Origin of the sequence: Nocardia sp. NBC_00416 (genome assembly GCF_036032445.1) — a bacterium.
Taxonomy (GTDB): Bacteria; Actinomycetota; Actinomycetes; order Mycobacteriales; family Mycobacteriaceae; genus Nocardia.
This window is the reverse complement of sequence record NZ_CP107932.1, coordinates 5,615,374-5,630,328: the sequence shown is the minus strand read 5'-3', so window position 1 is coordinate 5,630,328 and position 14,955 is coordinate 5,615,374. Positions and strand designations below refer to the sequence as shown.

The 14,955-nt window shown below is 67.9% G+C and carries 13 protein-coding genes; 7 read left to right on the top strand and 6 right to left on the bottom strand.

What is annotated here, in order from left to right:
- Positions 1-40 precede the first annotated feature (40 nt).
- Positions 41-2,395: an ATP-dependent zinc metalloprotease FtsH gene (ftsH, locus tag OG804_RS24260; RefSeq protein ID WP_328390198.1), complete on the bottom strand. Its 2,355-nt coding sequence runs from the start codon at positions 2,393-2,395 to the stop codon at positions 41-43.
- A 330-nt stretch (positions 2,396-2,725) separates the two neighbouring features.
- On the opposite strand from ftsH, the gene OG804_RS24255 reads away from it, so the two are divergent.
- A complete protein-coding gene (locus tag OG804_RS24255; RefSeq protein ID WP_328390196.1) occupies positions 2,726-3,691 on the top strand; it encodes a hypothetical protein in 966 nt (321 codons plus the stop codon).
- Positions 3,692-3,826: 135 nt separating this feature from the next.
- Positions 3,827-3,988 carry a hypothetical protein gene (locus OG804_RS24250; protein WP_328390194.1) on the top strand — a complete coding sequence of 54 codons (162 nt, stop codon included), beginning with the start codon at positions 3,827-3,829 and terminating at the stop codon, positions 3,986-3,988.
- A gap of 818 nt (positions 3,989-4,806) precedes the next feature.
- Here OG804_RS24250 and OG804_RS24245 read toward each other — a convergent pair.
- Positions 4,807-5,622, bottom strand: a complete 816-nt coding sequence (locus tag OG804_RS24245; protein WP_328390192.1) for a DUF1266 domain-containing protein — start codon at positions 5,620-5,622, stop codon at positions 4,807-4,809.
- Positions 5,623-5,724: 102 nt separating this feature from the next.
- Between OG804_RS24245 and OG804_RS24240 the strand changes: the two genes are divergently transcribed.
- The 4 genes from OG804_RS24240 to OG804_RS24225 all read left to right on the top strand — a co-directional run bounded on the left by OG804_RS24240 (position 5,725) and on the right by OG804_RS24225 (position 9,893).
- Positions 5,725-5,979, top strand: a complete 255-nt coding sequence (locus OG804_RS24240; RefSeq protein WP_328390190.1) for a DUF2277 domain-containing protein — start codon at positions 5,725-5,727, stop codon at positions 5,977-5,979.
- Between the two features lie 124 nt (positions 5,980-6,103).
- Entirely contained in the window at positions 6,104-7,696 is a 1,593-nt protein-coding gene (locus tag OG804_RS24235; RefSeq protein WP_442941617.1) for an aldehyde dehydrogenase family protein, read from the top strand.
- A gap of 64 nt (positions 7,697-7,760) precedes the next feature.
- A complete protein-coding gene (locus OG804_RS24230; protein WP_328390188.1) occupies positions 7,761-8,594 on the top strand; it encodes an SDR family oxidoreductase in 834 nt (277 codons plus the stop codon).
- Between the two features lie 414 nt (positions 8,595-9,008).
- Positions 9,009-9,893 (top strand): LysR family transcriptional regulator, encoded by an 885-nt coding sequence (locus OG804_RS24225; protein WP_328390185.1) that lies wholly within the window; start codon positions 9,009-9,011, stop codon positions 9,891-9,893.
- A gap of 49 nt (positions 9,894-9,942) precedes the next feature.
- On the opposite strand, the gene hpt is transcribed toward OG804_RS24225, so the two are convergent.
- The 4 genes from hpt to OG804_RS24205 are packed head-to-tail and all read right to left on the bottom strand — an operon-like array spanning position 9,943 to position 14,157.
- Positions 9,943-10,506 carry a hypoxanthine phosphoribosyltransferase gene (hpt, locus tag OG804_RS24220; protein WP_328390183.1) on the bottom strand — a complete coding sequence of 188 codons (564 nt, stop codon included), beginning with the start codon at positions 10,504-10,506 and terminating at the stop codon, positions 9,943-9,945.
- A gap of 22 nt (positions 10,507-10,528) precedes the next feature.
- Positions 10,529-11,506, bottom strand: coding sequence for a tRNA lysidine(34) synthetase TilS (gene tilS, locus OG804_RS24215; RefSeq protein ID WP_328398692.1), 978 nt, complete (start codon positions 11,504-11,506; stop codon positions 10,529-10,531).
- Positions 11,507-11,533: 27 nt separating this feature from the next.
- The gene (locus tag OG804_RS24210; protein ID WP_328390181.1) at positions 11,534-12,658 is read right to left on the bottom strand and encodes a zinc-dependent metalloprotease; all 1,125 of its coding nucleotides are present in this window, start codon (positions 12,656-12,658) and stop codon (positions 11,534-11,536) included.
- 14 nt (positions 12,659-12,672) lie between these two features.
- Positions 12,673-14,157, bottom strand: coding sequence for a D-alanyl-D-alanine carboxypeptidase/D-alanyl-D-alanine-endopeptidase (locus OG804_RS24205; protein WP_328398689.1), 1,485 nt, complete (start codon positions 14,155-14,157; stop codon positions 12,673-12,675).
- A 190-nt stretch (positions 14,158-14,347) separates the two neighbouring features.
- Between OG804_RS24205 and OG804_RS24200 the strand changes: the two genes are divergently transcribed.
- The gene (locus OG804_RS24200; RefSeq protein WP_328390179.1) at positions 14,348-14,839 is read left to right on the top strand and encodes an inorganic diphosphatase; all 492 of its coding nucleotides are present in this window, start codon (positions 14,348-14,350) and stop codon (positions 14,837-14,839) included.
- Positions 14,840-14,955 lie beyond the last annotated feature (116 nt).

The following is a 14,955-nucleotide window of genomic DNA, read 5'->3' as shown; positions in this document are numbered from 1 at the left end:
CACCGGGCGCCGATCCCGTCCGAGCGTAATCGGCGACTACTTACTGCCGACCGTTCGGGCTGTCCCAGGAGTGCGCCCCGCCACGGCCGGGCTCCTCGCCCGAGCCGTATCCGGAATCGCCCTGACCACGGTCGTAACCGGAGTTCTGGTCGGGATGGGTGTGCCGTGGCTGCTCCGGCGCGCCGCCGTGACCCCGGTCTGCCTGCGGCTCGTCGCGCGGCGGCCAGCCCGGTGCCGACCAGCCGGCGGGGGCGCCGTAGTCCGGACGTGAACCGTGCGTGGAACCGCGCGGATAGGCGGGCGCGGGCTGTGCGGGTGCCGGATAGCCGGCGGGTGGCTGGCCGTACCCGGGCTGCTGGACCGCGCCGCCCGGATATCCGGCCGGCTTCGACAGAATTCCGGCGGGCGCGGAATCGCCCGGCGCGACGCCTGCCGGCACCGGTGGTTCCGGGGGCCACGGCTCGCCGCGTTCCACCGCGAGCTCACCCGGGGTTTTGACCGGCGGTTTGTCCGAGGGAACCCGATCGCCGAAATCGTTGAAGGCGGTGATCCGCGGCCGCTTCTGCACCGCGCTGAGCAGGATTTCCAGATCCTTACGGTGCAGGGTTTCGCGCTCGAGCAGGGCGGTGGCCAGCTCGTCGAGTACATCGCGGTACTCGCTGAGGATCGACCACGCCTCGGTGTGCGCGGCCTCGATGAGGTTGCGGACCTCTTCGTCGATGGCGCCGGCGACTTCGTGCGAGTAGTCCGAGGCAGTGCCCATGGACCGGCCGAGGAACGGGTCGCCCTGCTCCTGGCCGTAGCGGACGGCGCCGAGCCGGGCACTCATCCCGTATTCGGTGACCATCGCGCGGGAGATCTTGGTGGCCTGATCGATATCGGAGGATGCACCGGTGGTGGGCTCGTGGAAGACCAGTTCCTCGGCCGCGCGGCCACCCATGGCCATGACCAGCCGGGCGATCATCTCCGAACGGGTCATCAGGCCCTTGTCGTCCTCGGGCACCGTCATGGCGTGCCCGCCGGTGCGCCCGCGGGCCAGGATCGTCACCTTGTAGACCGGTTCGATATCGGGCATCGCCCACGCCGCCAGCGCGTGACCACCCTCGTGGTAGGCGGTGATCTTCTTTTCGTGCTCGCTGATGATCCGGCTCTTACGGCGCGGACCGCCGATCACCCGATCCACCGATTCCTCGAGCGCGTCACTGGTGATGGTGGACCCGTTCTCGCGGGCGGTGAGCAGCGCGGCTTCGTTGATCACGTTCGCCAGATCGGCGCCCGACATGCCGACGGTGCGTTTGGCGAGCCCCTCCAGATCCGCTTCCGGCGCGATGGGCTTGCCCTGCGAATGCACCCGCAGGATGGCCCGGCGACCGGCCAGATCAGGATTGCTGACCGGTATCTGCCGGTCGAACCGGCCCGGTCGCAGCAGCGCGGGATCGAGGATATCGGGGCGGTTGGTCGCGGCGATCAGGATGATGCCGGTGCGATCACCGAACCCGTCCATCTCGACCAGCAACTGGTTGAGCGTCTGTTCGCGCTCGTCGTGCCCGCCGCCCAGTCCGGCACCGCGCTGGCGGCCCACCGCGTCGATCTCGTCGACGAAGATGATGCAGGGACTGTTCTGCTTGGCCTGCTCGAACAGGTCACGGACGCGGGAGGCGCCGACGCCGACGAACATCTCCACGAAATCCGACCCGGAGATGGTGAAGAACGGTACGCCCGCCTCACCGGCCACAGCGCGCGCGAGCAGCGTCTTACCGGTGCCGGGCGGCCCGTAGAGCAGTACGCCCTTGGGGATCTTGGCGCCGAGTGCCTGGTAGCGCACCGGATTCTGCAGGAAGTCTTTGATTTCGTAGAGCTCTTCGACTGCTTCGTCCGCGCCGGCCACATCGGCGAAGGTGGTCTTGGGCATGTCCTTGGACAGCTGTTTGGCCTTGGATTTGCCGAAGCCCATCATGCCGCCGCGGCCGCCGCCCTGCATTCGCGACATCACGAAGATGAACAGCCCGAGCAGGATCACCATGGGCAGCACGAACAGCAGGATCTGGGTGAGCCAGCTCTCCTGTTTGACCACGGTGTTGTAGTCGGCGCCGGAGTCCTGCACGGCCTTGAAGATCTGCGCCGAGGTATCGCTGCCGCCGGGGTACTTGGCGATGATCTTGTTATGGCCCTGGGTGGCGTCGTTCCCGTTGTTCAGCTCGATCCGCAGTTGCTGTTCGCGATCATCGATCTGAACGTTGGCGACGTTCTCCTTGTCGGCGAGCTGAGTGAGGGCCACCGAGGTGTCGACGCTCTGCCAGCCGCGGGTGTCGTTGCCGAAGTAACTGAACAGATAGATCACGAGCAGAATGCCCGCGATTATCGCCAGGGTGCGAAACACTGTCTTGCGGTTCATAGAGCGTCGGCCGGGTGGCCAGTCCTTTCAGGCGTCTCCGCGTTCTTACCTAGCGATGCGTCGGTGTCGGGCGGCGCAACCCACATCCCTGGCCACCCGGTGGGCGGATTCGGATGCGGACATGCCACGTTACCGCGTACGGTCTAGTCGATACATCGCGCTTCCTGACTTATCGCAAGCAAGGAGTTCGGCTGGTGATGCAGTTCAAGAAGTAAACGGCCGGAAAACCACGGTGGTTCCCGGGGTCGTGTTCTGTGATATTTCGTAGTGATCACAATCATGGCACGCATGTAAGACCGATGATGATCGCGTACGACCCGAGCAGGGGGTATGGACATAGTCGAGTTACGGACACCCACGGCAATCGTGCGCCACGGTGAAGGGCGACTGATCGTCCTGCGCCCCGGCGCCGACGGCGAAACCGAGAGCGACGGTGAACGAGTCCTGGACGTCGCGGTCACCGATCTGCTGGAGGTACGACTCAGCCGGCGAGCCGACGACGCGGTGGTCATCGAGATCTACCTGCGCTACCCGACCCCCGTGCTGGTCGGCGTACCCGCCGACCGGACCCCGCTGCCGGTGCTGATCGCCGAGCACGATGTTCCGGCCGCCGCCGGGATCGTCTCCCGCATCAACGACCAGATCCTGGCCGCGCAGCGTATCGATACCGCCGCCCCCGAGCTGACCGCACCGCCCACCGAATGGACCGACCGCGGTCCGGTGCGCGCGGATGTGGAGCGCGCGGTTCGCCGGATGTCGGCGGCCGGGCGTGGCGAATCCGCCACAGCCGGTCTGGCCGGTTATGTCACCGGCGACGAATACGTGCTGGAAACCGCGAGCGTGGTCGCGCATCCGCCGGTAGGGGACGACGACCCCTGCCTGCTCGCGGTGACGACCACGCGCCTGCTGCTGGTCTCACTGGGCTCCGGTAAGTCGTACACCCACGAACTGCCGATCCCCATGATCATGCGAGCCCGCGCGACCGAAGAGGCCGTGTCGGTGGTGAAGGACATCCAGGTGCGGGACCGCCGGCCTTTGGTCGAAGTGCACGACGGCAACACCGCGATGTGCTTCACCGCCCTCGATCGGGCCGATTCCGAACGGCTGGCGTGCGCCATCAACTTCGCGGTACGGCTGGTCGCCGTGGACGGAGCGGCCGGCCCGGCCGACCCCAGTGTCGCGCATCTGTACTCGGAGTGGGAACTGCTGGTGGAGCGGCATTCCCTGGGGATGGTCGACGATACCCAGTTCCAGCGCTACGGCCGCGGCATCCTGCGCTCGCTGCCGGGTGTCTGACGCCTCCCGGCACCGCGCGGCGGTTAACGCCGTCCGGTACGGGAGGCGCTACTCCGATCGCGGTCAGCCGTCGCCAGGTGCGGGCCGGGGCCGAATCGGGCAGGTCGGCGAGCTAGGGCACAGGACCTCGTCGATATGGCCCGCCGCACCAACGCGGCCCGCGGCTGTTCGGTCCGGCTCGCACCGACCTGGGCTTCCCTGCTCGGACCCGAAATGGCCGGGAATGCCCTGTTGCCCGGGAAAGACGCGCGCATCGCACCCACAACCTTCGACGAGTGGCTCACCGGCCAACGGTAGGAACCCGGCCGGTCCGTCACCCGATTCGAAATCTGCCCGGTGATCAGATGATCGGGGCGCGCCCTCCTGCAGCACAGCGCGAAGGAGCGCGACCACCAACCCCAGCAACCACGACCCCACCTCCTCCTGACGGTCGCCATTCCATGGTCGGGGCCCACCCTGGTTCTGCAGCGGTGAAACGAAGCAGCGCAGCCACCCACCCCCAGGAATGACGACCCACGACCACCACACCGAACGGTCACCATTCCATGGTCGGGGCCCGCCCCGGTTCTGGAGCGACGAAGCGAAGGAGCGCAGCGACTGAGCGCAGGAGTGAAGAACCGGGGTTGACGAGGGCCCCGACCCGCGACGCCGCAGGCGGCGCAAATAAACACAGGCCTTCCCGAGCAACCCCACGCCTTCACCTTCACAGCCCGGCAGCCTTTCTCACCTTCACACATCACACACCCCGCCGATGCCCGACATCCCTGGTCAGGCCCACCCCGGTTCTGCAGCGGTGAAACGAAGCAGCGCAGCCACCCACCCCAGGAACGACGACCCCAGCACCACCTCTCCCGGCAATCACCGTCCCAAGGTCGGAGCCCCGCCCCGGTTCTACAGCGACAAAGCGAAGCAGCGCAGCCACCCACCCCCAGGAATGACGACCCACGACCACCACACCGAACGGTCACCATTCCATGGTCGGGGCCCGCCCCGGTTCTGGAGCGACGAAGCGAAGGAGCGCAGCGACTGAGCGCAGCGACTGAGCGCAGGAGTGAAGAACCGGGGTTGACGAGGGCCCCGACCCGCGCCGCCGCAGGCGGCGCAATAGATACAGCTCAGTTCAATCCGATGCGGCGCCACGGACTGGTCGGGCGCAGCCAGAGGCGCAGGAGTTCCAGGCGCCGGTCGACCCCGCCGTCTTTCAGTTCGGCCAGGTCTTCGCAGGCTTGCCAGTAGGTCCAGCCGGTGAGGTAGGCGTCGCCGAACTGCCGCCAGTTGCGGTATTTGCGCTGGGCCAGGGGTAGCGCACGGGCCAGGTAGTCCCAGGCGACGTCGGTTTCGATGTAGCCGGCGGTGTAGGACATCCGTGCCACCGCGACCACCCGGGCCAGGTCCCAGGCGTGGATATCAGCGGGTAGCGGCCGGGACAGGTGATCGGTGAAACCGATCTTGATCGCCTGGGACCAGATGTCGTAGTCGCGGACGAGAGCTTCGGAATTGTCGATACCGCGGAACGAGGCGACCTGGCGCAGGAAGGCGCGGTGCCGGTCGGCGCGTTCCCCGAAGCGGTCGCGTTCGCTGGCATTGAGCGAGGCGGTGACCAGCGGGTGCACCAAGGCGTACAGCGGGGCGTGCATCCCCTCGAGCAGTTGTTCCATGGAGGCGCGGGCCTCGGTGCCGTCGGTGATGCCCCATGCTCCGGTGAGGGTGTCGATGGCCAGTTCGCGGCGGTCGCCGAGGGGGTGGTCGCGTTCCGGGCCGAGCAGCAGCTCGTCGTGGAAGGCGTCCCAGCGCGCCGAGTAGAAGGCGCCCAGCGCCAATGCCCGCAACCGGTCATCGTCGATGGGCGCGCCGGACCAGTGGTCCTCCTCGCGCTTGTCGAGCTCCGGATAGGGGAAAGGGGTCGGCGTGGGCAATCCGGGAGCAGCCATACCGTGAGTCTAGGACCCGGGTCGCGGGTGGGGCCGGTCAATGTGTTTTCACATTTGTTCCTTGGCCTGTCACCAGCCCTGTTCCGGGGCTAATGTGCATTCATGTGTAGAAACATCACCGTCTTGCGAGGTCTGGAACCCGCCGCTACCGAGCAGGAGATCTATGCCGCCGCACTGCAGTATGTGCGCAAAGTCGGTGGCCTGTCCGGGCTGAGTTCGGCCACCAAACCCGCTGTGGACAAAGCCGTTGCGGCCGTGGCCGCGGCGACCACCGATCTTCTCGCGGAGTTACCCGACCGCCGGGTGCCCCCGGCAAACGAGCCGCCACTGCGCCGGTTGGCTCGCGAATCCCAATAGATCCCGGCATCGGACACCGCGACCGGGCGCGGTGTCTCGCACAGTGTGTCACGATCGATCCGGTGAGCTGATTCACAACGATCAGCCACAGCGGTTCCGAGCACGACGCAGTGGGAGAACAGCAGTGACCAAAACCGAATCGGGACAACCCGACGCCGCGGCGAATACCGCGGAACCACCCCCGGACTCGGAGATCCGGGTTCTCAATCCCGCCACCGGCGAGGTGGTCGGCTCGGTCGCCGATACGCCGGCCGAGCAGGTCGTCGTGACCATCACCGATCTGCGTGAGCAGCAGCGCGAATGGCAGGCCATCGGCCCCGACGAGCGCAAGGAATGGCTGCTCAAACTACAGGACTGGATCATCGACAACACCGAGGTGCTGGCCGACGTACTGCAGTCCGAGACAGGTAAACCCCGGGTCGATTCGCTTATCGATCCGATCTTCGGCAGTGACCTGATCGGGTATTACGCGCGCCGAGCCGGCAAGTTCCTGGCCGACGAGCATCCCGCGCCGCACAGCCCGCTGTCCCGGGTGAAACGGCTGACCACGGTGTTCGAGCCGTATCCGGTGGTCGGCGTGATCACCCCGTGGAATTTCCCGCTGGCAATGCCGCTGCTCGATGTCGTCCCGGCGTTGGCCGCCGGCGCCGCGGTGATCTTGAAGCCGTCCGAGGTGACCCCGCTGTCGGCGCTCGAACTCGCCCGCGGCTGGCGAGAGATCGGTGCGCCCCCGGTGCTGTCCGTCGTCACCGGCGCGGGTGTCACCGGCGCGGCCGTGGTCGACAACGCCGATTACATCCAGTTCACCGGCTCCACCGCCACCGGCCGCCGGATCGCCGCTGCCTGCGCGGCCCGGATGGTCCCCTACAGCCTGGAGCTGGGCGGTAAGGATCCGGCGATCGTGCTGGCCGACGCCGATCTCGATCGTGCCGCCGCCGGTATCGCGTTCGGCGGGATGTTCAATTCCGGGCAGGTCTGCATCTCGGTGGAGCGGGTGTATGTCGAGGCGCCCGTCTACGAAGATTTCGTCGCCAAGCTCACCGAGAATGTCAGGTCCCTGCGACAGGGGCACGACGATCGCACGCCACGTCACGATGTGGGGGCCATGGCCAACGAGAGCCAGGTCGGCATCGTCGAGCGGCATATCGACGACGCCGTCGCCGCCGGCGCGAAAGTCCTGACCGGGGGCAAACGGACGGGCGTGGGCACTTTCTTCGAGCCGACCGTGCTGGTCGATGTCGACCACAGCATGTCGTGCATCCGCGAGGAGACCTTCGGGCCGACACTGCCGGTCATGAAAGTGGCCGACGAGGCCGAGGCCATCCGGTTGGCGAACGACTCCGTCTACGGACTGTCTGCGACAGTGTGGACCGGGGACAAGGCCCGCGGCGAACGGGTAGCCCGGGCACTGAACGCGGGCGCAGTCAATATCAACGACGTCTTCGCCAACCTGTTCAATTTCGCTCTCCCGATGGGCGGCTGGGGCGATTCCGGTGTCGGGGCCCGCTGGGGCGGCGCAAACGGGGTGCGCAAGTACTGCCGGGCCAAGGCGATCACCACGCCGATCCTGCCGACCCAGGAACGCGAACTCACTTGGATGCCCTACGACCTCAACAAGATCCTGATCGGTCTCGGGGCGATGCGTGCCGCCGGCGCCCGCGGTCTGCGCCGATTCGACGTCCCGGCGTTGCTGCGACTCAAGGGAGACAACCGATGATGGAATACCTCCGCCTTCGCTGCGGCCTGCGCGGACCGCATGAAGCCACTCCGAAGGAGGAGCGGTGAGCAAGAGCGAATCCATTCGCGGCAAGGTCGTCGTCATCACCGGCGGCGCTCGCGGTATCGGCCTGGCCACCGCGGTCGCCCTGGACGAACTGGGCGCCAAGATCGCGATCGGCGATATCGACGAGAAAACCGTCAAGGAATCGGGCACCGACCATGATTTCGACTTCTACGGCCGGCTCGATGTCACCGACAAACAGTCGTTCACCACATTCCTCGACGATGTGGAACGCGAGGTCGGCCCGATCGATGTGCTGATCAACAATGCCGGCATCATGCCGACCGGGCGACTGGTGGAGGAGGACGACCAGATCACCCGGCGGATCCTGGACATCAACGTCTACGGCGTGATCCTGGGCTCGAAGATCGCTCTGGCCCGGATGCTCGAACGTAGGAGCGGGCACATCATCAATATCGCCTCACTGGCCGGCGAGACCCATATTCCGGGGCTGGCCACCTACAACGCGTCCAAGCACGCGGTGCTCGGTTTCACCGACACCTTGCGCGAGGAGTACCGGGGCACGGGCGTCTCGTTCTCCTCGGTGCTGCCTACGCTGACGAACACCGAACTCGGCTCCGGGGTCGCGGCGCCGAAGGGTCTGCCGGCGGCGGAGCCGGCGGACATCGCGGCGGCGGTGGTGCGACTGATCGCCAAACCCAGGCCGAAGGCCCGGGTGACCCGGGCGGCGGGCGCCATGTCGGTGTTCGTGAACCTGCTGCCGCAATCGGTGGGCGATGCCCTGGGCCGTTCGATGGGGTCGGCCCAGACCTTCCTCGACGATGTGGACACCGAGAAGCGCAAGGCCTACGAAGAGCGCGTCCGGCACGACTGAATCCGCGGCGCAGCGCCGCGGTCCGGCACCGACGGACCGCGGCGAGGCCGCCGTGCCCGCCGAAAACCCGCCATCGAAACCCTATTGTGATCAATGTCACTTGACATGGATAGTTGAGGAAGAACGGCGCGAAACTTGTCCACGCGACCCGCCTCGGCGCGGACCCGGCGCCCATCGACCGAGGTAACAGCACGCCCCGCACGAACAGCCCTACCACGACAAACGCCGACGATTCTCCGTTGCATCGCCCAGCGAGGCCGAACGATCGGCGATCCGAAGAACTCATGATGCACATCACCGCGAGACCCCATAAGCTGTCACTAACAAACCTGCTGACTGTTTCGGGCCCCGTATGCGGACCTCTTGAACAAATTAGGGCTGGAAATTCAGCAACGATTCTGATAGCAAGGTGCTATGGACCCGCATTTGCGCGATCTGCGGTATTTCGTCGCTGTCGCCGAGGAACTGCACTTCACCAACGCCGCTCAGCGGCTGCACATCGCTCAACCGACCCTGTCGCGTCAGATCCGGCAGCTGGAACGTCAGCTCGATGTGGTCCTGTTCGATCGCAACCAGCGCAGTGTCGCGCTGACGGTTGCCGGTAAGGAACTGCTCACCGGCGCCCGCAAAATCCTGGAGCTCTGGGAGACCACCAACAGCTCGCTCCAGGAAGCGGGCGAGGTGCTGCGCGTGGGCCTGCAATCGACACTGGGCCGCGGACTGCTGCACGATCTGGAGAGCGCCAGCGGCCATCGGCTCGCGCTGCACCCCGCCGCATGGACCGACCCCTCCAGTGGACTCGCCGGACGGCAGGCCGATCTCGCCCTGGTCTGGCTTCCGCTACCGGATCCCAACCGCTACCGCTGGCAGGTGCTGCGCACCGAACGCCGCTGGGTGCTCCTACCGGAAACGCATCCCCGCGCCGGTCAGGAAATGATCGATTTCACGGACCTGCTCGACGAACAATTCATCGCCCTGCCCGCCGAGGCCGGCGCCGTGCGCGACTTCTGGCTCGGCAACGACGCCCGCAACGGCCGCCCCGCGACCATCGGCGCCGAAGCGGCCACCCCCGAAGACCGGCTCGAGGCCGTCGGACTGGGACTCGGACTCTGCCTGCTCGCCGAGAACAACGTCCCGATGTACCGCTGGCCCGGTCTGACCGCGCGCCCGGTGACCGGGATGCCGCCGTGCGAACTCGCGGTCGCCTGGCGGGCCGACGACACCCGGCCGACCATCCTCGAATTCGGCCAGCGGGCCGTCTCCGGCGGATTCGCGGCACCGCCCGCCATACCCGCCTGATACGCAGATCCCGCGTGGGTAGGCGAAACTGCGCCTACCCACGTCGGGTTCAGCGCTGATCGCCCCCGTACACCCGCGGGTGCAGCGTGCCGATATAGGGCAGATCCCGGTACCGCTCGGCGTAGTCCAGGCCGTACCCGACGACGAATTCGTTCGGGATATCGAAGCCGACATTCGCCACCTCGACCTGGGTGCGCAGTGCGTCGGGTTTGCGCAGCAGGGTCACCACCTCGAGTGAGGCGGGGTTGCGGGTGGTGAGGTTGCGCATCAACCAGGACAGTGTCAGCCCCGAATCGATGATGTCCTCGACGATGAGCACGTTGCGGCCCGCGATGTCCTTGTCCAGGTCCTTCATGATGCGCACTACACCCGACGAGGACGTGGACGACCCGTAGGACGATACGGCCATGAACTCCATCTGGGTGGGCATCGGCAGGGCTTTCGCCAGATCCGTCATGAAGAAGATGGCGCCCTTGAGCACGCCGACCAGCAGGAGATCGCCCTCCGGCGCGTCGGCCGGGTACCGCTTGGCGATGAGTTCGGCCAACTCATTGACCTTCGCCGCGATTTCTTCTTCGGTGATCAAGACCGAATCGATATCATCCCCGTACACGTCAACTGGTTTCCCTTCGGTCTCAGCGCTCCCGATCGGTGCGGGCAAGTGTCAGCCTGCCATGCTCACGAACGACGACCAACCTCGTCCCCCGCACTCCGCCGCCCACCGCGACCCCGCCCTGGCCGCGCCAGGCCACCACCAGCTCATCGATTCTCCGGATATGCGTCCCGGCCACCCCCCGCACACCCTGTGCCAGCAGCCACGCCCGTACCGCCCGGCGACGCACCGCGGGGGCGGCCGCGCCGAGCACAGCGCAGTCCAGCGCGAGACCGGAACCCGCGCGCGACAGCAGCTCATCGGCGAATTCGTCCAGTGCGCCGTTGTCGGCACGCAACTGTTCGGCGGTTCGGGCCAGCGCGAGCGCCGCGGTACCGCCGAGGACATCCTCCAGCAACGGCAGCACCTCGGTGCGCAGGCGAACCCGGGTGAAATCCGGGGAGCTGTTGTGCGGATCCTCATACGGCGTCAGACCGAGGTCCGCGCAGAACTGCCGGGTGGTCGCCCGGCGAACGGACAGCAGCGGCCGTCCCCACGGCCCGTCACTCGGCGCCATTCCCTGAATGGCACGCGCGCCCGAACCCCGGGCGAGCCCCAGCAGCACGGTTTCGGCCTGGTCGTCGAGGGTGTGGCCGAGCAGCACCGGCAGGCCTGCGCGTGCGGCGTCCAGCGCCGCGTAGCGCGCGGTACGCGCGGCGGCCTCCATACCGCCGGTCCCGGTGACCTCGACCGGCAGCACCCGCGCCGACCGGCAGCCGAGGGACCGAGCGGTCGCCGCCGCGACGGCCGCCACCTCGTCCGACCCGTCCTGCAACCGGTGGTCCACCACCAGCGCGTCCACGGCCGCGGCCTCGGCGACGGCGGCGGCGGTCAACGCCAGCGAATCCGCCCCGCCCGACAGCGCGACGGCCACCTGGAGCTCCGCCGGCGGCAGACCGGTCGACCACTCCCGGACCGCGTGCCGCACGGCCAGCACCGCGAGTGTCTCCGGCAACCGGATCGGCCGCTGCCGCACCGGTCGCACGACTCAGTCCAGTACCCGGGCGATCCAGCGCCGCGGATCGTCTATCTCGTCGGTGCGCGGCAGAGTCTCCGCATTCGTCCACACCGTGTTGAACCGCTCCATGCCGACCGTGCCCACCACCTCGTCGACGAACGCCTTACCGCGCACGTACTGCGCCACCTTCGCGTCGATACCGAGCAGGGCGCGCATCAGGCGCTGCACCGGATTCGCGGGCCGGGTCCGGCGTCTGTCGAAGGCCATCCGGATCTGCTCGACCGTGGGCACGACGCTGGGGCCGACCGCGTCCATCACGTGATCGGCGTGCCCCTCCAGCAAGGTGCCGAGCAGAAGCAACCGGTCCAGCGCCGCCCGCTGCTCCGGCGGCTGGGTCGCCCGCAGCAAGCCGACCACGCCGCGCGTGGCGGGGTCGTCGGACGCTTGCCCGCTGCGCCGGAGCTTCACCTCGGCGATCAACCGCGACAGCATCTCCGAGGTCGCCTCGTCTCCCATCTCCCCGAGCACCTCGACGTTCTCGCGCATGTAGTCGGCGAGCCACGGCGAAGCGGAGAACTGAACCCGGTGGCAGACCTCGTGCAGACACACCCAGAAACGGAAATCGGCCGGTGAGACCCCCAGCGCCCGCTCGACGCCCACGATATTCGGAGCTACCAGGAGCAGGGTGCCGTCCGGGCCGGTGAAGGGGTCGTACTGGCCGAGGATCGCGGTGGACAGGAACGCCAGCATGGCGCCCACCTGCACACCGGCCGGTTTACCGTTGAGGCCGAGTCGCCCGGGCCGGTCCTCGGTTCCGGTCCCGGTGAGCTGCGACATGGAATCCGCCGCCGCACCGATCCAGCCGGGCCGGTCGACGATTCGGGCGGCCGGGACCGGCTGATCGTCGAGCAGACCCGTCACCGCGCGCACGGGTTCCTCGGCGCGTACCGACGCCTCGGCGAGCTCGGCCACCACCTGTTCGGCCGCCGGCCGGGAGGTACGCGGACCGGCGGGTACGAGCGCGGCACCGGTGCGGGCCGCCCAGCGCCAGTCCACCGATCCCGAGAAGGTGCGCCGGTCCGCGTCGGCGTCCCCGGACGCGCTATCGGCCGCCACCGGGGCGCCGGGCCCGTCGGGACCTTGTCGAATCGTCATGCGCCCTCCAGCCGTCAGGAACATCCACAGTTACGCAGCGTGGTCGCCACGGCGTCCAGTGCGGGTCGGCTGACCTCGGGCGGTCGATCGCTCGACATCAGTGTGAAGGTCAGGACCCGGCCGTCGCGGTCCAGCACGTATCCAGCCAACGTACTGGCCACCGACAGAGTTCCGGTCTTGGCGCGCACCCACCCGGCACCGGACTGGTTCTCGGTGACATAACGGCTGCTCAGCGACCCGGTACCGCCTGCCACCGGCAGATAGTCCAACAGCCGGACCAAACGGCTCGACAGCGTATCGGCGGTGTCGGCGGGCGGGGTCTGCCGCCCTGCGCCCGCGCCCAGCCGCGGGGCCAGCGGGGCAGGCGCGGAGGTGGTCGGCTCGGTATCGGGTGCGGGCCCGGCCGCGGTGTTCAGGATCTGGTTCAGGACCCGGGCGGGAATGCGGTCGTCCACGGAGAGTCCGCTGCAGTCGAACATGGTCACGCCGGTCATATCGAAGCCGTTCTCGGCCAGCACTGCGGCCACCGCGGCCGCCGCCCCCTCGAACGACATCGGTCGGCCGGTGGCCTGCGCGACCTCCCTGCCGATGCTCTCGGCCAGCACATTGTCCGAGTGCACCATCATGTCCCGCAGCCGGTCGCGCAGCGGCGCGGACGCCACTTCACCGAGCCTCTTGGTGCCCTGCGGTGCGGCGCCGATACGAACCCGGGCCGGGTCGAGACCGAGGTCGGCGGCCAACCGCCGGCCCACGTCCAGCGCCGGTGTCGTCGTACGCGGCGAATACTCGGCCGACGGGTCGAGGCGGCCACCGTCGAGCATCACCGGTTCGATCGGCGCGATGGAACCACCCGGGACATCGATCGGATCCCAGCCGCGCGCCATGGTTTCACCGGAATAGGCGGAGGTGTCGACCACGATCGTATCGGCGCGGACATCGGCGTTGCGCAACTGATCAGCCAGATCGATCAGGCTCGCGGAGCCCGGGTAGTACCCCTCGCCGCCCGGCTGGGCGGTCAAGGTGGGATCGCCCGCGGCCACGAGTGCGATCTCGTTGGGCGCCGCCCCGGCGACCACCCGGGTGTGCACGCGCTGGTCGGCGGGCAGCGTCAGCAGCGCCGCCGCGGTGGTCATGATCTTCGCGGTCGACGACGGCACCCGCGGTTCGTCGGCGCGCTCGCTCCACAGCACGGCGCCGGTCTCGGCATCGGTGACCGAGCCCGCGAAACCGCCCAGATCGGGACTGGCGACCACCGGCCCCAGCGCCGCCGCGAGACCCGTCGCGCTCGGCGTGGGCGCGGCTTGCGGGGCGGGTGCGACGTCCGGGGAGACGGTTACCGAGGCAGGTGGCGCGGCGATGGTGAGCCCACCGTGCCGGAACTCCGGGGTCCACGGCCTGAGTATCGCGGCGGCCACTGCCGCCGCCCCGGCCAGCACCACCAGCACGATGATCAGCCAAGTCCGTACGCCGCGGCGCCGGCGCGTGGCCGAACCATTCATACCGCTGCCGCCCTGCACAACCACGTTGTTCGTCTTCTCCCTCGTCCCCGACTTCGCATCGGGCCACCGCTGAACCCATGTGCCCGCCGACAACAATATCGGTGTTCGGTTACCGTTCTCGGCGAACAACCGGGTGGGTCGGCGACGTCGGCCACCACGGCGCATCGTGAGAGCAGCGGAAGGAGCTGGCGTGGAGTTCGACGTCACCATCGAGATCCCCAAGGGTTCACGCAACAAGTACGAGGTCGATCATGAAACCGGGCGCGTCCGCCTCGACCGGTTCCTGTACACCTCGATGGCCTACCCGGCCGACTACGGCTATATCGAGGACACCTTGGGCGAGGACGGCGATCCCCTGGACGCGCTGGTCCTGCTGCCCGATTCCGTGTTCCCGGGTGTGATCGTCGAAGCGCGACCGGTCGCGATGTACAAGATGACCGACGAAGCGGGCGGCGACGACAAGATCCTGTGCGTCCCCGCCGGCGATCCGCGCTGGGACCACATCCAGGACCTCGGCGACGTCTCGGAGTTCGAACTGGCCGCCATCAAGCACTTCTTCGAGCGGTACAAGGACCTCGAACCCGGCAAATTCGTCAAGGGCTCGGAGTGGGTCGGCCGCGCGGAGGCCGAAGCCGAGATCGAAGCGTCCTTCCAGCGATTGAAGGACAAGGGCGGGCACTGAGTTCTGGCGCCGCCTCCGGCGTCGCGGGGTTGAGGCCCCTTGGTCCGGCGTTCCGCCCTCGAGACTCGAGCCTGCACTTCGAGGGCTGAACGCCGGGACGGGCCGCAACCCTTTGG